Annotated in this window: 20 protein-coding genes and 1 tRNA gene; 11 read left to right on the top strand and 10 right to left on the bottom strand. The window is 56.6% G+C overall.

Annotated elements, in window-relative coordinates:
* Positions 1-235: 235 nt before the first annotated feature.
* The 6 genes from QK300_RS08950 to QK300_RS08975 form a co-directional block, all read right to left on the bottom strand.
* Positions 236-589 carry a hypothetical protein gene (locus tag QK300_RS08950; protein WP_281301400.1) on the bottom strand — a complete coding sequence of 118 codons (354 nt, stop codon included), beginning with the start codon at positions 587-589 and terminating at the stop codon, positions 236-238.
* Positions 586-996, bottom strand: a complete 411-nt coding sequence (locus QK300_RS08955; RefSeq protein ID WP_281301399.1) for a hypothetical protein — start codon at positions 994-996, stop codon at positions 586-588. The genes QK300_RS08950 and QK300_RS08955 overlap by 4 nt, the downstream gene beginning before the upstream one ends.
* Positions 997-1347: 351 nt before the next feature.
* Positions 1348-1422 (bottom strand) — tRNA-Val (locus QK300_RS08960).
* 276 nt (positions 1423-1698) lie between these two features.
* Positions 1699-2565, bottom strand: coding sequence for an oxygen-dependent coproporphyrinogen oxidase (gene hemF, locus QK300_RS08965; RefSeq protein ID WP_281301398.1), 867 nt, complete (start codon positions 2563-2565; stop codon positions 1699-1701).
* A 51-nt stretch (positions 2566-2616) separates the two neighbouring features.
* On the bottom strand, positions 2617-3108 hold the full coding sequence (locus tag QK300_RS08970; RefSeq protein ID WP_281301397.1) for a tRNA (cytidine(34)-2'-O)-methyltransferase: 492 nt from the start codon (positions 3106-3108) through the stop codon (positions 2617-2619).
* Positions 3109-3144: 36 nt separating this feature from the next.
* Positions 3145-3711, bottom strand: coding sequence for a YqgE/AlgH family protein (locus QK300_RS08975; RefSeq protein WP_281301396.1), 567 nt, complete (start codon positions 3709-3711; stop codon positions 3145-3147).
* A 289-nt stretch (positions 3712-4000) separates the two neighbouring features.
* On the opposite strand from QK300_RS08975, the gene QK300_RS08980 reads away from it, so the two are divergent.
* The 7 genes from QK300_RS08980 to QK300_RS09010 all read left to right on the top strand — a co-directional run bounded on the left by QK300_RS08980 (position 4001) and on the right by QK300_RS09010 (position 8186).
* Entirely contained in the window at positions 4001-4468 is a 468-nt protein-coding gene (locus tag QK300_RS08980; protein WP_281301395.1) for a Dps family protein, read from the top strand.
* Positions 4469-4600: 132 nt separating this feature from the next.
* Positions 4601-5572 (top strand): protein-methionine-sulfoxide reductase catalytic subunit MsrP, encoded by a 972-nt coding sequence (gene msrP, locus QK300_RS08985; protein ID WP_281301394.1) that lies wholly within the window; start codon positions 4601-4603, stop codon positions 5570-5572.
* 18 nt (positions 5573-5590) lie between these two features.
* The gene (locus QK300_RS08990; RefSeq protein WP_281301393.1) at positions 5591-6259 is read left to right on the top strand and encodes a protein-methionine-sulfoxide reductase heme-binding subunit MsrQ; all 669 of its coding nucleotides are present in this window, start codon (positions 5591-5593) and stop codon (positions 6257-6259) included.
* A 65-nt stretch (positions 6260-6324) separates the two neighbouring features.
* Positions 6325-6909, top strand: coding sequence for a CDP-diacylglycerol--glycerol-3-phosphate 3-phosphatidyltransferase (gene pgsA / locus QK300_RS08995; RefSeq protein WP_281301392.1), 585 nt, complete (start codon positions 6325-6327; stop codon positions 6907-6909).
* The gene (gene moaD / locus QK300_RS09000) at positions 6906-7160 is read left to right on the top strand and encodes a molybdopterin converting factor subunit 1 (RefSeq protein WP_281301391.1); all 255 of its coding nucleotides are present in this window, start codon (positions 6906-6908) and stop codon (positions 7158-7160) included. The genes pgsA and moaD overlap by 4 nt, the downstream gene beginning before the upstream one ends.
* A gap of 2 nt (positions 7161-7162) precedes the next feature.
* Positions 7163-7693, top strand: coding sequence for a molybdenum cofactor biosynthesis protein MoaE (locus QK300_RS09005; RefSeq protein ID WP_281301390.1), 531 nt, complete (start codon positions 7163-7165; stop codon positions 7691-7693).
* Positions 7694-7697: 4 nt separating this feature from the next.
* Complete coding sequence (locus QK300_RS09010; protein ID WP_281301389.1) at positions 7698-8186, top strand: MarR family transcriptional regulator; 489 nt, start codon at positions 7698-7700, stop codon at positions 8184-8186.
* Positions 8187-8194: 8 nt separating this feature from the next.
* On the opposite strand, the gene QK300_RS09015 is transcribed toward QK300_RS09010, so the two are convergent.
* The 4 genes from QK300_RS09015 to QK300_RS09030 all read right to left on the bottom strand — a co-directional run bounded on the left by QK300_RS09015 (position 8195) and on the right by QK300_RS09030 (position 12404).
* Positions 8195-8941 carry a TetR/AcrR family transcriptional regulator gene (locus QK300_RS09015; protein WP_281301388.1) on the bottom strand — a complete coding sequence of 249 codons (747 nt, stop codon included), beginning with the start codon at positions 8939-8941 and terminating at the stop codon, positions 8195-8197.
* Positions 8942-9066: 125 nt separating this feature from the next.
* Entirely contained in the window at positions 9067-9888 is an 822-nt protein-coding gene (gene proC / locus QK300_RS09020) for a pyrroline-5-carboxylate reductase (protein ID WP_281301387.1), read from the bottom strand.
* A gap of 373 nt (positions 9889-10261) precedes the next feature.
* A complete protein-coding gene (locus QK300_RS09025) occupies positions 10262-11155 on the bottom strand; it encodes a LysR family transcriptional regulator (protein WP_281301386.1) in 894 nt (297 codons plus the stop codon).
* A 46-nt stretch (positions 11156-11201) separates the two neighbouring features.
* Complete coding sequence (locus QK300_RS09030) at positions 11202-12404, bottom strand: pyridoxal phosphate-dependent aminotransferase (protein ID WP_281301385.1); 1203 nt, start codon at positions 12402-12404, stop codon at positions 11202-11204.
* A 260-nt stretch (positions 12405-12664) separates the two neighbouring features.
* On the opposite strand from QK300_RS09030, the gene QK300_RS09035 reads away from it, so the two are divergent.
* Genes QK300_RS09035 through QK300_RS09050 form a run of 4 tightly spaced genes read left to right on the top strand, consistent with a single transcriptional unit; the run spans position 12665 to position 16347 of the window.
* Positions 12665-13426 (top strand): SDR family oxidoreductase, encoded by a 762-nt coding sequence (locus QK300_RS09035; RefSeq protein WP_281301384.1) that lies wholly within the window; start codon positions 12665-12667, stop codon positions 13424-13426.
* Entirely contained in the window at positions 13427-14389 is a 963-nt protein-coding gene (locus QK300_RS09040; RefSeq protein WP_281301383.1) for a thiamine pyrophosphate-dependent dehydrogenase E1 component subunit alpha, read from the top strand. It abuts the gene before it with no gap.
* Entirely contained in the window at positions 14386-15444 is a 1059-nt protein-coding gene (locus QK300_RS09045; protein WP_281301382.1) for an alpha-ketoacid dehydrogenase subunit beta, read from the top strand. The genes QK300_RS09040 and QK300_RS09045 overlap by 4 nt, the downstream gene beginning before the upstream one ends.
* Positions 15445-15504: 60 nt before the next feature.
* Positions 15505-16347 (top strand): DUF2189 domain-containing protein, encoded by an 843-nt coding sequence (locus QK300_RS09050; RefSeq protein ID WP_281301381.1) that lies wholly within the window; start codon positions 15505-15507, stop codon positions 16345-16347.
* Positions 16348-16350: the final 3 nt, after the last annotated feature.

Below are 16350 nucleotides of genomic sequence, written 5' to 3' on the forward strand. Positions count from 1 at the left end.
CGTCAATCGCTTAAAAATTCCCCGCAACTTCATGAATTGATAATTTTCAACTAAAAGATGTTATTCTTGTTGAATTATCAACTTCATCATTCCGGCTCCCGAGACGGAATTCATCTCGTAAAGGGATGAGGATGGGAAAGAGTGGCCCCCGGGTCTCCGCCCGGGATGACGTTGAAAGTTGGGCCGGGAGGACTATGGGGATTAGCTCCAGATTCCCTATGCCTCCCCTCTCAGTTCAATCCAGATCATCACAGGCCGCCATCAGCTTCTCGGCATAAGCCTCGATAGCGGCGAGCCAGGCTTCAGGATGCGCGAGCAGCGCCATCGCCCGGGGCTGTTTTAAAGTGCCCTTTTCCACCACATACCAATTCCTTGGATTAGGGGTTTTTCGCACCTCACCGCCAATGATCCCGGCGATCATCTCCAGATAATCATGGGCAAGATCGATACGGCCCAAACTATCAGCATACCAGTTAACATTGTGGGAGACCCATTCCCCCTTTTCATTAATCCCGCCAAGAGCATAGAGATCATCCCCCGGCCCGCGCACACGCAGTTGCAGCGATTTCGAGGCCGATTCCAGTGTCACGGCCTGATCGGCAGCACGATCAAGAAATGCCTGAAGGGCCGCAGGCAAACGGGGTCGGCCTTTTCAAGGATTTCCAGCATACGATCCTGGGAAATCAAGGTGCGACGACCCGAAGCGCGCAGGTCTTGTGTCGCCTGCGGTGCCTCCATAGCCACACGGCCATCAATGATCCTGACAATGCCGCGCTCGATATTCACCGTGCGGGCCAGAATGCGCGGCTGGATATAGAACCCATCCTCTGCCCCGTGGAAAATCAGCTTTTGCAGCCATGCTTCATCAGGCCGAATATCGCCCCGATCCAATGCCACGGGCTCAAGGCTGCGGGCGGTTCCGGTCTCATCAAGCCGGTCAATGAAAATCGGGCGGGCATATTGCCGCCCCGCCCGCGAAGTGTCTCCACCTCTCATCAGTCACCCCCATAATCCAACGCATCCGCTTCATGATGGACGGATAAGAAGGAGATGGCTATGGACTTATAACAACGAACGCCCCAACATGGGCATTGGCGGCACAACACCCGCCATGAAATGACTCCCAAAACGGGCGCAAGGCGATAAAATGGCTTTATAAATTCTAAGCATGCACTCCCTTGAAAATGGGGGGATTACCCGCTGACGCCAGCATTAAGCGACTTTCTCAATGAGGTCTCCGCTGCGTCGAAGCTGCCTTTGCACCCGAATTGTACCCGAGAGAGTTCAGATGTCCACTTCATCCCCTAAAGGAAGGAGAAATAATCTGTTGTTTTTATTCTTAGAAAATGGTGGGCGCGGCAAGGATTGAACTTGCGACCCCTACGATGTCAACGTAGTGCTCTCCCACTGAGCTACGCGCCCATAATGCAGCCGATTGCCGCGCTGAGCCGGGTGGGTGGTGCGGCTCAAGGGAAGGTTCGTATAAACGAGCCATGCTATGGGGGGCAAGTGCTTTTTCTCATCTATCCCCATTTTGCGGCTGATGCGCCACCGTTTTACTTTTCCAGACACGCTGAGGGCCCTCTCCCCCCTGTCATCCCAGCCCCCGAGCCGGCAATCGTGTTGTTGTTTCATGCACGGAATGATGTTTTAGCGCGGCCCGGGATAACGCCAGAGAATTTGGGACCGCACCCGCCCTTAGGGCCATTTTGCGACCGGCGGCAGGGACATCAGGATCGCCTCGATATTGCCGCCCGTTTGTAAACCGAATTTGGTCCCCCGATCATAAAGAAGATTAAATTCCGCATAGCGCCCGCGCTTGATCATCAGCCGGTCGCGGTCTTCATCGGTCCAGCTTTTGTTCATATGGCGATCAACGATTTTGGGATAAATATCCAAAAAGGCCCGCCCCACATCACGGGTGAAGGCAAAATCATCCTCCCAATCATCGCTGGCCAATTGATCATAGAAAATGCCCCCCACACCACGCGTTTCCTGACGATGGGGCAAAAAGAAATACTCATCACACCATTTTTGATAGCGCGGATAATAGCTTGCATCATGATCATCACAAGCCGCCTTCAAAGCCCCGTGAAAATCCGCTGTATCTTTGGGATCGGGGAAAGCCGGGGTGAGATCGGCCCCACCACCAAACCATGATTGGGTGGTCACGATCATCCGGGTATTCATGTGCACAGCCGGAACGAAGGGAGAGTGCATATGCGCCACCAGCGAAATCCCCGCCGCCCAAAAACGCGGATCTTCGGCCGCACCGGGGATCTGCTGATTGAAGGGCGCATCGAATCGGCCATAGACTTGCGAGATATTGACCCCCACCTTTTCAAACACCCGGCCGCGCATGATCGACATTTCACCGCCACCGCTGTCGGTTCCGGCCTCTTCGCCATTGCCTTCGCGTTTCCAGGCCTTGCGCTCGAAATGGCCTGCAGGCCAATCGGCATGAGGTCCGCTATGGGTTTCTTCCAAATGCTCGAACGCCGCGCAAATCTGATCGCGCAGGCTTTCAAACCATGTGGCCGCCCGTGTTTTTTGATCGTCCATCATATCCAGCTCTATCCCGTTCGCTTCAAAAATTCCGGTCATATCATGATCCCATCACAGCCTGTGTTCCCCGGCAGCCCCATCGGGCAAAGCGGGAAATCCATCGGTTTGCCGCAGCGCCTCACCCAAAACCATCGACGCCGCAATCGCCACATTCAGTGATCGCATCTTCGCCTGCAAAGGGATCAAAACACGATCCGCACAGGATTGATGCACGAACTGAGGCGCACCTTTGCTTTCCTGCCCGCAAATCAGAATATCGTCCTTGCGATAGATCAAATCGGTATAGGGGCGCGATGCTTTGGTGGTCAGCAGAATGGCCCGCCGCCCCGCCGCCTGACGCCACTGTTCAAAAGCGGCCCAATCCGCATGGCGATGGATCTGCACATGATCCACATAATCCATGCCGGAACGCCGCAGTGCCTTGATTGAAAAGGGAAAGCCTGCTGGTTCGATGATATGCACCGCAACATCAAGACAAGCCCCCATCCTGAGAATGGTGCCGGTATTTTGCGGAATATCGGGCTGAAATAAGGCTATATCCACAAAGACAGCCCACCCCCGCTGATGTGAATACAATAATCAGGCATGGCCGGAAAAAGACGACAGCATCGAAACATCCACCCCGATCATCTGCATGGCCCGGGGCCACATATCCTCGATTTCAGTTTTAAAGATCAGTTCTTCATCGGCGGGGCAGATCATCCAGCCATTATTCTGGATTTCCAGCTCCAACTGACCGGGAGACCAGCCAGCATAGCCCAAAGCCAGAATATGATGGCGCGGCCCCGTGCCTTCGGCCATGGCCTTTAAAATATCCACGGTTGCGGTGAGCGCAATGGTTTCGCTGACCACCAGAGTGCTTTCCTGAATGAAATCCGTGCTGTGCAGCACAAATCCGCGCCCGGTTTCCACCGGACCACCGGCAATGATGGGAATATCCGCCACCGTTCCCTGGGTTTCGATATCAAGCTGATCAAGCAATTCAGCAAAGCTCAAACCCGGCATATCATCATTGATCACCAGGCCCATCGCCCCTTCATCGGAATGCGAGCACAGATAAATCACCGCCCGTTCAAAGCGGGTATCCGCCATTCCCGGCATGGCCAGCAAAAGCTGACCTTGCAGATAATTGCCCCGTTCTGTCACTGCGCGATTGCCTTCAACACAAATGGCCCTTTACCAGCTTGCTCTTTTCTTTCATTGCCTTCGCGTCATAGTTTCGGTTTTTTTTGACCCAACGGCAAGGGCCTTGACGTTTTTTTCTGGGCCGGAAAACAAAGAAACAAAAGGAGGGGAATAATTTACCCGCATCTTAGTAAGGATTTGAAAGCTCTGAACTTCTCTTTGTTATTTTATTAAAAACCCCTTGTCAGCCCGTGATGTCTCCCTATCTGATAAAGTGTTCTTATTACATCTCAGGAAAAGGGGATTTTATATGGCGATCAATATTGGCCTTGATAAAGATGAGATGAAAGCTGTGACCAAGGAATTGAAAGGTTTTCTGGCCGATAGCTATGCTCTTTATCTGAAAACGCATAATTATCACTGGAATGTGACCGGCCCGCTTTTCAAAGCCGTGCATGAATTGACAGAACAGCAATATCTGGCCTTGGCCGCCGCTGTTGATGATATTGCCGAGCGTATCCGCACATTGGGTGAAAAAGCCCCGGGCAGCTTTGCTGCTTACGCCAAGGCAACGAGCATCAAGGACGGCGATGAAACCCTCGATGCTGAAGCCATGCTCGCCGATCTGGTCAAAAGCCATGAAACGGTGATCCGCTCGGCCCGGCACCTGCTGGAAACCGCAAGCAAAGCCCATGATGAATCGACCGTTGCTCTGGTCTCGGATCGTTTGGCCGATCATGAAAAACAGGCCTGGATGCTCCGCAGCCTGATTGCCTGATCCACAGGGGATCAAGCATCGACTGAACCAATGAAAACCGGCCGGCGTATCTTTTGATAGGCTGGCCGTTTTCTATGATGGCGGTCTGTGTCATGCTCGATCACCCGAAGCGGTTTTTCAAAGGCAGGGTTCATGCTCATCCGTCATCGCGCCCCCACAGATCTGCGGGCATCCGATATCACGCCCTTGGCGCTTTATCGCAATCGCCGGGCCTTTTTATCCATGCTGGGGGCGGGTGCGATGATGGCAGGCGGCCTCAACGCCCCGAAAAGCCATGCCCAATCCCCCGATCAGCCCGCCCGGTTTGATCCCTATCAACAGGCTCCGCGCAATCAGGGGCTTTCCAGCAGTGAAGAACTGACGGCGCATGAAGCGGTGACATCTTATAATAATTTCTATGAATTCGGCACCGACAAGGGCGATCCGGCCCGCTATGCCGGGCAGATGATCACTGCGCCCTGGTCGGTTCTGGTGGAAGGCGCCTGTGAACGCCCCGGCCTTTATGATCTGGCCGATCTGATCCCCATGAGCGATCTGGAAGAACGAATTTATCGCCTGCGCTGTGTGGAAGCCTGGTCGATGGTGATCCCATGGATCGGGGTGCCGCTCCACAAGATCCTCAGCCCCTTAGGGCCCACATCCAAAGCCCGCTATGTGCAATTTGAAACTCTGGCCGATCCCAAAATGATGCCCGGCCTCGTTTATCCGGTGCTGGATTGGCCCTATGTGGAGGGGCTGCGGATCGATGAAGCCATGCACCCCCTGACCCTGATGGCCACCGGGCTTTATGATGCGCCGCTTCCCAATCAGAATGGGGCGCCCCTGCGGCTTGTGGTGCCGTGGAAATATGGCTTCAAATCGATCAAATCCATCGTCGCCATCCGCTTTGTGGAAAAGCAGCCGAAAACATCCTGGAACCAATCGGCCCCTTCGGAATATGGGTTTTATTCCAATGTGAACCCCGATGTGCGCCATCCCCGATGGAGCCAGGCCACCGAACGCCGGATCGGAGACTTTCGCCGCCGTGATACCCTGATGTTCAATGGCTATGCCGATCAGGTGGCATCGCTTTATGCGGGCATGAATTTGCGCCGAAATTTCTGAACGAAAAGTACCCCTTTGGTGGCTGTGAAATCTTTCAAGATTCTGATTTTTGCGCTGTTTTGCCTGCCCGCTTTATGGCTGCTGGGGCAATGGGGCTTTTATGCCATGGGCGGGCCCCATGATCTGGGCTTCAACCCGCAGGAAACTTCGAATCGTTTCAGCGGAATTTGGGCCTTGCGTGCGCTGATCGCGGCTCTGGCCCTTGGCCCGGTTGCGCTGATGTTCCGCCTCACATGGCCCATCCAAATCCGGCGGATGCTGGGCTTGTTCGCATTTTTCTATGCCAGCCTGCATCTTTCCAGCTATCTGGGGCTCGATCTTTTAGGCGATATGGATGCCTTTTGGGAGGATATCAAAAAACGGCTTTATATCCTGTTCGGGCTGGGGGCTTTTTTATGCCTCATCCCCCTTGCCCTCACCTCGACCAAAGGCTGGATCAGGCGTTTGAAAGCCCGCCGCTGGAAACAATTGCATCGGCTGGTCTATCTGGCTGGCATCCTCGCCGCCCTGCATTATCTTTATATGGCCAAGGGCAATCAGCTTGAGCCGAAAATCTATGCGGCCATCATCGCAGGCCTTCTCCTCATCAGACTTTGGCGGCTTTGGCCGATGATCAAAAGGCGCGCGATGAAGCCAGACTTTAAAAACAGCACAATAAAGCGTGATAAAGCGCAAGCCCGGAGTTGACCCGCCCTTCAGAAGGCTCCACCTTAAGCCTGTTCCTTCCCAAGAATAAGCGGCGTACAGAAAAAATGATCGCACATCTTCCCAATATTCTCACTTTGTCGCGTATTGTGGCCATTCCTGTTTTGGTTGTTGCCTTTTATATGGATCAACCCTTGGGAAGCTGGATGGCGTTCATTGTCTTCACCCTGGCCGGGATCACCGATTATTTCGATGGCATGCTCGCCCGCAAGCTGGATCTGGTCAGCCCCATCGGGCGGTTTCTCGATCCCATTGCCGACAAGCTGATGGTGGGCGCGGTGATCCTTTTGCTGGTGTCTGCCCATTGGGTGGCCGGCCTGCATGTGATCGCCGCCGTGATCATCTTATTGCGCGAAATTCTGGTCTCTGGCCTGCGGGAATATCTTGCGGAATTGAGCGTTTCCATGCCTGTAACGAAACTGGCAAAATGGAAAACCACCGTGCAGATGGTGGCCCTTGGAGCCCTGACATGGACTGAGGGGGGCGCTGAAATCGGCCTGCCCGCGCAGGAGGTGGGCCTCATCGGGCTGTGGATCGCTGCCCTGCTCACCATGATCACCGGCTATGATTATGTGCGTGCGGGTCTGGCCCATATCCGTAAGACCGGCACAAAACCGCCTGCAACGCCATGATCACCTGCGTTTATTTCGCCTGGGTCCGCGAAGGGATCGGCTGCGAAAGCGAGACGATCGCACCGCCCGCCGATTGCACATCTCTGGCCGATATCATCCACTGGCTCAAGGGTCAAAGCCCCGGCCATCAAAGGGTGTTATCCGATCCTTCGGCCTTGCGCTTTGCCATCAATCTTGATCATGCAACCCTCGAAAGCCCGATCCGCAAGGGGGATGAACTGGCGATCTTCCCACCGATCACCGGAGGATAAGGATGGCGCCCTCAATCGTGCGGCTGCAAAGCGAAGCGTTCAACATCGCCGATGAACTCTCGGCCCTGCGCATGGCATGCCGCACCAACCCCGAGAGTGAAGGCGAGAAAAACAGCGGGATCGGGGCTTTATTGAGCTTTACCGGGCTGGTGCGTGATCTTGATCATGGCACCCCCCTCAAAAGCCTTTATCTCGAACATTATCCGGCAATGACCGAACGCCAGATCAAAGCCATCGCCTTTGGTGCCATCACGCGCTTTTCGCTGGCTGGCTGCACCATCATCCATCGCCATGGCAGGCTTGTGCCCGATGATGAAATCGTTCTGGTGATCACCGCAGCGCGCCACCGGAAAGCCGCTTTTGCCGCCGCCGATTTCATCATGGATTGGCTGAAAATCAAAGCGCCCTTCTGGAAAAAGGAGGATCTGGGGCAAGAACAGCACTGGGTGGCCCAAAAGGACAGCGATCTGGATGCCGCCCGATCCTGGGAGGCGCCCGTTCATCAGCTCAATAAGCCCCGATCAGAACAGTAACCCCATGAGCCAAACACCCCCTGTCCCCCGCAGCAGCCATATTCCCAGCCTCTTTCTGCGCGAGGATGAATTAAAGCGCGGGGCCGAGCTGATCATGCGATCTTATGCGGCTTTGGGGGATGCCATCGATGGGGTTTTGGCCGCCAAGGGGCTGGGGCGGGCCCATTATCGGGCCCTGCTAATGATTGCCCGCAATCGCGAGCTTTCGCTAACCGATCTGCAGCATCTTTTAAGGGTGCGCAAACAAAGCCTTGCCCGCATCATCCGGGATTTGAATGCGCAAAATCTCATCACCACGCGCCCGGCGGGGCGGGATCGACGACTGCGCCTTGTGTCGCTGACCGAAAGCGGACTGGCCCTTGAAAGTGCCTTGTTCAATGCCATTCGCGAACGCATGGCCAATGCCTATCGCCGGGCGGGTCCGGTGGCGGTGGGGGGCTTTTGGGATGTGCTGACAGCTCTGGCCGGTGAAGACCCCATCAGCCATGAGTGAATGATCGATCAGCGGCCTTGATCAGCGCGCGATCCTGATGGGGTTCCGGTGCCTCGGTCCGATCCCGCTTCAGCCCCCACAAGGGCCTTAGGCGCGGCGGCCGGATTTTTAGCCTCATCGGCGGCCATAGCCCCCGATATATTGCCCCCCGATAATCCGGATAAAGGCCCGGATCGGCTGGCAACCCATTCCGCGCGTTCCAACAGATCATTCAGCCCGGTCATGGTTTTAGACAGATCAGCGCTCTCATCTTTCAGCCAGATGCGCGCCGCTGGCAAAATCACCGACAGCATGAATGCATTAACCCTGGCAAAGCCCAAGGGCCCGCTCACCGTGATCCCGGCCAGGCTGAGCGCGCGCGAGGCCATGGTCATCAAAGCCTGCCCGGCAGCGGCGGCCAGAACCGGATCGGTGGGCGCGGATCGGGCCAGATCAACAATCGCTGCCCGCCATGGCATGGCCGCATCAAAGCGAGCCATGATCAGGGCGAAAAGCTTTTCCCGGGTGCTGTCTTGCTCTTCAAAATCAGCCACGGCATCGGCCATGGCGGCATTCAATTGCCGCGATGCCGCCACCATAACCGAAACAAGGCCATCAAATTCACGGTAAAACAAAGCCTCGCTCACCCCGGCCGCCTCGATCACATCATCAATATGGGTTCGGCGCCAGCCACGATCGGTCACCGCTATCAAAGCCGCATCGATCACCTTGTCACGGATCGTGGGCATTTGATCTGTGGTGTTCCGTTCTGCCATAGCCTTGTCCTTTTTTCTTGTCGTGCTGGAATCAGATGGTTTTTTATAGAAACAAAGACGGATCAGATGCCATCAAAATCACCGATCCACTGGCATATGATACGGTTTTTTCATTCTGCCAGTTTTCATTCAGCCAATTCTTTTGATCGATCGGCCGCAGCACGCACGGCCCGTTCCAGAAGCGGGCCAAATCCATCATCCGCGCGCAGAACATCCAGCGCCGCCGCGGTTGTGCCGCCCGGGCTTGTGACCTGTTCGCGCAATTGGGCGGCCGACATATCAGGGGTTTTCTCCATCAGATGCGCCGCCCCGATCACGGTTTGACGGGCCAGTTTTTCCGCCACATCGCGCGACAGGCCATTGGCCAGCCCGGCAGCGGCCATGGCTTCGGTCAGGGCGAAAATATAAGCCGGGCCACTGCCCGAAACACCGGTTACCGCATCCATCAGGGCTTCATCATCCACCCATAAAACCGCGCCCGCCGCCGCCATCAGGGCCGTGGTCAGCTCTTTCTTTTCATCGGAAACAGCGTGGGCCGCCACCGCCACCATCATGCCCTTGCCAATCGCCGCCGGGGTATTGGGCATCACCCGTACCGCACTTTTAAAAACATCCGACATCAGCTTGAGCCTGATCCCCGCAGCCACCGAAATCACCAGGGGATCAGCCGCAGCCTTGGGCGTTAAAGCCGCCACCACATCCGCCATCATATAGGGCTTCACCGCCAGAATAATCGCTTCCGGCTTCAGTCCATCGGGGATTGCCTCAACCGAAGCATAATGGGCGGCCCCTTTTAAAACATCGGGCACCCCCGCAGGATCGATGATGGCCAAAGCATCGCGCGCCAAACCGGCATCGAGCCAACCCCGGGCCATGGCTGTTCCCATCCGGCCACAGCCAATCAGCAAAAGCGGCTTTTGCGGCTGAAACATCTGCGATAAATCCATTGCAGTCCTCCTGAAAGACTATTCATATCCTATCGTTTCATAGTCCCTGCCCATAGCATGAACCCATGGCCAATGGGCAGGCTTGTAAAAGAAAAAAGCGGACCCATGAAGGGTCCGCTCTTCGTCTTATGGGAGAGACAGGTGCCGAAAAGGCATAATAAGGGGGGAGGAGCCCTTTTCGGCGGCGCGATACATCAAAGCTTTTTGGCCATGAAGGCCAGAGAGACCACGTCTCAGGGGCGAGGCAGTCTCAAAACTTTGCTGCAATGCAGCGCTTAGGGGGATATAGGATTTCGCAGGTGCAGCGTAAAGGCGGATGGAACGCGCGGCAGCTATGCATTTCACGCATGGCTTATGGGCAAAACCCCTTTATTCACATGATGCCGGCATCGCCGCGCACCTGTTCGATCAGGAAATCCCGGAACAGTCCTACCCTTTTCGAGCCTTTCAATTCACGGGAATAAACGAAATAGGTTTCAAAAGCCGGGCCTTCGATATCGGGCAGCACCCGCACGAGGCTGTGCTCCCCTGTCACCAGATAATCGGGGATGGCGGCAAGCCCGATCCCGGCCACAATGGCCCGTAAAACCGCATAGGTGTTATTGATCTGAAGCACCGGACGACGCGGCTTGCCACTGGCCCCCAGGGTCAGGGTCCAGTTGATATCCTTGATCGCCAAAGGGGTGGTGGGCCCATAGATGATGATATCATGATCATCAAGATCCTCAGGGGTTTGGGGCATCCCCTTGCGGGCGATATAGTCTTTTGAAGCATAGATATGATGATGCACCTTCACCAAGGGGCGCTGGATCAATTCCGCCTGATGCGGGGCATGAAAGCGAATCGCCACATCGGCTTCCCGCCGGGCCAGATCGAGATCATCATCCGATAGATTGATCTGCAGATCGATATCGGGATAGCGCCGGACGAATTCCCGCATATGGGGGGTGAGCCACAAGGCCCCGAAGCTGATCATCGTGGTGACCACAAGGCGGCCCCGCGGCGATCCTTTGGCATCGAGCAGGGATTGTTCAACCGCCTCCAGCTTTTGCATCACCTCGCAGGCGGCCTGATAAAGCTGCTCACCTTCCTGGGTCATCACCAGACCACGGGCATGGCGATTGAACAGGGTGACATTAAGAGACTCTTCAAGCGTCCGGATTTGTCGGCTGGCTGCCGATTGGCTCAGATTGAGCTTACGAGCAGCCGTGGTGAAGCTTCCGGCTTCGGCAACGGTGTGAAAGATTCGCAGTCTGTCCCAATCCATTGCCGTCCCCTTTTATCGCCAAAGCTTGTCTGGCAAAATCTGGCTTTCAGCGTAAAGACGCGCAGGCCCGCTGAATTCTGGTGCAGGCTTCGCGCAGAATATCGCTGCTGGTGGCATAAGATACCCGGAAATGCGGCGACAGGCCAAAAGCCTCGCCATGCACGGCGGCCACACTTTCCTGCTCCAGCAAATAGGTTGAAAAATCGAGATCTGTTTCGATCCGCTTGCCATCCGGCGTGGATTTGCCGATCAAACCGGCAATGGAAGGATACACATAAAAAGCCCCATCGGGCAGCGGGCAGCTGATCCCCTCCGCCTCATTCAAAAGCCTGACCACCAGATCGCGGCGTTCCTGAAAAGCGCGGGCGCGTTCGGCGATGAAATCCTGGCTCCCATTGAGCGCCGCCACCGCCGCCGCCTGGCTGATCGAACAGGGGTTGGATGTGGTCTGGCTTTGCAGCTTGGCCATGGTTTTCACGATCCGGGTCGGTCCACCGGCATAGCCAATCCGCCAGCCGGTCATGGCATAGGCTTTGGAAACGCCATTCATGGTCAGCACCCGCTCATAAAGCGCCGGCTCGACCTCGGCCATAGTGGTAAATTCAAAGCCATCATAAACGATATGCTCATACATATCATCCGAGAGCACCAGCACATCGGGATAACGCAACAAGACAGCCGCCAGCGCCTTTAATTCGGCGCGGCTGTAAGCCGCCCCCGATGGATTGGACGGGCTGTTGAAAATCAGCCATTTGGTCTGGGGGGTGATCGCCGCTTCCAGACTTTCAGGGGTGATTTTAAAGCCGGTCTCAAGGCTGCTGTCGATAAAGCGCGGCGTGCCACCGGCAATCAGCACCATATCGGGATAGGATACCCAATAAGGCCGGGGGATCAGAACCTCATCACCGGGATTGAGCGTCGCCATCAGGGCATTGATCAAAACATGCTTGCCGCCACAGGAAACGATGATCTGATCGGGCGTGTAATCAAGCCCGTTTTCCCGCTTGAATTTATCGATCACCGCCGCTTTCAGAGCCGGTGTACCATCAGCCTTGGTGTATTTGGTATCGCCCGCACGGATCGCGGCAATGGCCGCTTCTTTGATGGGGTCGGGGGTATCGAAATCCGGCTCACCGGCACCAAGGCCGATCACATCGCGCCCCTGTGCCCGCAATTCAGCGGCTTTCGCGGTCACGGCAAGGGTGGGCGAGGGTTTGACCTTGGCAAGGCTGTGGGACAAAAGATCCATGGATTTGGCTCATCTATCTAGGGGAAGAAAAGGATATGATCGCATAGAATGTCGCGCAAATGTGCAACGCCCTTGCAAACTTCAGGCAAACTACTGTTTGATCCGGGCGGTTACAAGCAATCAATATGGCATTGCAGCATCATCTATGTAATTTTTGAACAAAATGCGGGTCTCATCATCTCATTTTCTCGCATGTGCAGGGATCATGCTGTTCGCACTGAGATCGGCAGTAAAATAAACGAAACAAAGGACCAGAGGCCATGGATTTGAAACTCACCGGCAGGCGCGCCCTGATCACCGGGGCCACACGCGGCATCGGGCGGGCCATCGCCCTCAATCTGGCCGATGAAGGGGTTGCTATCAGCTTTTGCGCCCGCACCCAAAAGGATGTGGAGGCGATGACCAAAAGCCTTCAGCAAAAAGGGGTTAAGGCCCATGGCACAGCCCTCGATATCCGCGATGCCAAAGCCTATCTGGCCTGGATCGAAGCGGAAGGCGCGCGCGAGGGCGGGCTTGATATCTTCATTCCCAATGTATCGGCGGGCAATGCCGGATCGGGGGATGCGGCCTGGCAGGCAAATTTTGAAGGGGATCTGATGCACAGCGTGCGCGGGGCCGAAGCCCTGCTGCAGGTGCTGGCCCGATCATCGGCAGCATCGATCATCCTGATCGGATCGGTGGCCGCTGCCGAAACAGCCTTCGGCCCCGGGGCCTATGGCCCGATGAAAGCGGCCCTTGCCAGCTATGGCAAGCTTTTGGCTGAGGCGGTTGCCCCCCATGGCATAAGGGTCAATGTCCTCTCTCCCGGCCCGGTTTATTTTGAAGGCGGCGATTGGCATCGGGTGAAGCAGGAACAGCCCGAACTTTATAATCATTTCAACGCCCGCTGCCTTTTAGGCGGCATGGCCACCGCCGATGAAGTGGCAAGGGCGGCGGTTTTTCTGGCGAGCCCGGCGGCGGCGGCCATCACCGGCAGCACGCTTTTGGTGGATCGCGGCTTTAGCCACGCTGTCAGGCTTTAGATGACCATGGATCGCGCAACCTTGCTGGCTTTATGGCGGATGATGGCCCGGATCAGGGCCTTTGAAGATCAGTTGATCCATGAAAATGCCCAAGGGGGCATCGATGGGCATCTGCACCTTTATCATGGGCAGGAAGCCATCGCCGCCGGCCTGTGCGCCCATCTGGGGGATGATGATCATATCGCCAGCACCCATCGCGGCCATGGCCATGCGCTGGCCAAAGGCTGCGATCCCCACCAGATGATGGCGGAAATCATGGGCCGCGAAACGGGGCTGTGCGGGGGCAAGGGCGGCTCGATGCATCTGGCTGATCTAAAGCGCGGGCATCTGGGATCAAACGGAATCGTGGGGGCCAATGTGCCGCTGGCTTTGGGGGCGGCCCTTAGTGCCAAAAGCCGGGGCCTGCGGGCGGTGAGCATGGCCTTTATCGGCGATGGCGCGGCCAATCAGGGGGCGGTGTTTGAATCGATGAATCTGGCGGCGGCCCTGGCCTTGCCGATGATTTTCGTGATCGAAGATAATGACTATGGCGAATATACCGCCAGCCGATCCGTCACCGGCTGCACCGATCTGGCGGCCCGCACCGCATCCTTTGGGATGAACGCCGCTCGGGTGGATGGCTGCGATGTGCTGGCGGTTTACCATGCCGCGAGCGATGCCATCCGGGCAGCCCGGTGCGGCAAGGGGCCAGCCACCCTCGTTGCCCGCGCCCCGCGCCTTGGCGGCCATTATGAAGGGGATGATCAAGCCTATCGCCATGGGGATCAACTGGCGGATTGCCTCTCTCTTTTTCATGATCATCTGTGCGCAAATCATGGCATCAGCGCCCAGGATTTAGACGCTCTCCGCCAACAGGCGAAAAACGAGATGAAGGCCGCAGCTTTGGCCGCCCGCGCCGATGCCCCGCCGCCCCCCGAAGCGCTGCTGGCCGATGTCACTGCCGGGGATGAGGAAAAGCCATGAAAGAGCGCCTGACCACCGCCACAGCCCTGCAAAGGGCCTTGGCCGAAGAAATGGCCCGCGATCCATCCATCATCATCATGGGCGAAGATGTGCGCCCTTCGGTGATGGGGGTCACCGCCGGGCTTTATGAGCGCTTTGGCCCGGATCGGGTGATCGATATGCCGATTTCCGAAACCGCCTTCATCGGGGCGGCCATCGGCGCGGCGATGACCGGGCTGCGGCCGGTGGTGGAACTGATGTTTTGCGATTTTGCGGGCGTTTGCCTTGATCAGATCCTCAATCAGGCGGCCAAGCTGCGCTATATGACCGGGGGGCAGGCCAGCCTGCCGCTCGTGATCCGCACCACCATCGGCGCGGGGGAACGGGCCGCCGCACAGCATAGCCAATCCCTGCATGGGCTGTTTACCTCTATCGCCGGGCTGAAATGCGTCCTCCCCGCGTCCCCCGATGAAGCCGGTGGGCTGTTGCTGGCCGCCATTCGCGATCCCGATCCGGTCATTTTTTTCGAACATAAAATGCTTTATGCCGATGCGGCCGATGTGGCTTTACCGATCCGCCCCATCCCCCTTGGCACGGCGCGGCGGCTGCGGGCGGGCGATGATCTCAGCATCATTGCCTTTTCACGGATGGTGGGATTGGCACAAAAAGCGGCGATCATCCTTGAAGAAAGGGGTCTTTCGGTCGATCTCATCGATCCCCGGTGCAGCGAACCCCTGGACCGCACTGCCATTTTGCAATCCGTTCGGAAAACCGGGCGGTTGATGGTGGTGGATGAAGGGGCGGCGCGCTGTGGTTTGGCCGCCGATATTGCCGCCCTTGTGGCCAGCCGGGCGTTCAACGCGCTGAAAGCCCCCATCCATCTGATCACCCCGCCCCATGCGCCGATCCCTTTTGCCGCCAGCCTTGAAGATGCCTGGCTGCCCTCGGTGGATCGGATCGTTAAGGCCGCCCATGATCTCAAGGATTGGCCCCTTGGCAAAGGCCCCTTTTTGGGTGACACTGACCTTTATGCGGGGATGGCCGAAAAAGCCCACCCCAGTGCCGGGGAGCCATAAAAACAATCTGCTCCCCTCATAGAACAGATCGTGCACCACAGGTCTTTTGGGAGAGAGAGCATGAACGCCATCGATGCCGGACACAGCCCCCATGCCGATGAGAAAACACCCACACCCAAAAAGGCTGGGGCGAACAAGAGCGGGCCCGCCACAAAACCGGTGATCCGAAAAATCAGCCCCGAGGCCCCCTGGACATGGCTGACTCTGGCCTGGCAGCAGATTTTGCGCGCCCCCGCAGTGCCTTTGGGCTATGGGCTGGTTTTTTCCATCATCTCCTTTGGCCTTGTGGTCTTGCTTTTATTCAGCAATGCCCTGCCCCTGATCCTGCCTTTGGTGGGGGGCTTTCTGCTTTTGGGGCCGATGCTGGCGGTGGGGCTTTATGAAGCGGCGCGGCGCTTTGGCAAAGGTGAAGAGATCAGCTTCAAACAGGCGCTTTTCGTGAAAACAGCGGCCCCTTCGCAATTGGCTTTTGTGGGCGTTGTGCTGTTGCTCGCCTATTTTGCCTGGGTGCGGATTGCCATGCTGCTGTTTGCCTTTTTCTCAGGCATTGGGGGGGAAATGCCGCCTTTGGATGTCTTTTTCTCCAATCTGTTTTTCACCGCTGATGGTTTGGGGCTTTTGATCATCGGCACGCTTTCGGGTGGTCTCATCGCCTTTGTTATTTTTGCCATGAGCGCGCTCTCCATCCCCTTGTTGATGGATCGCAATCTCGATGCCATCACCGCCATTCTCGCCAGCCTTGAAGCCGTGAAAACCAATTTTGCGCCGATGCTTTTATGGGCATGGCTGATCTTGTTGCTGATCGCTTTCGGCGTCGCCACGGCCTTTATCGGCCTGGTTCTCACCTTTCCGCTGGTGGGGCTGGCCACATGGCATGCTTATCGCGATCTCACCCAGCCCTGAAAT

This window comes from Iodidimonas sp. MBR-22 (assembly GCF_029946565.1).
GTDB lineage: Bacteria > Pseudomonadota > Alphaproteobacteria > Sphingomonadales > Rhodothalassiaceae > Iodidimonas > Iodidimonas nitroreducens.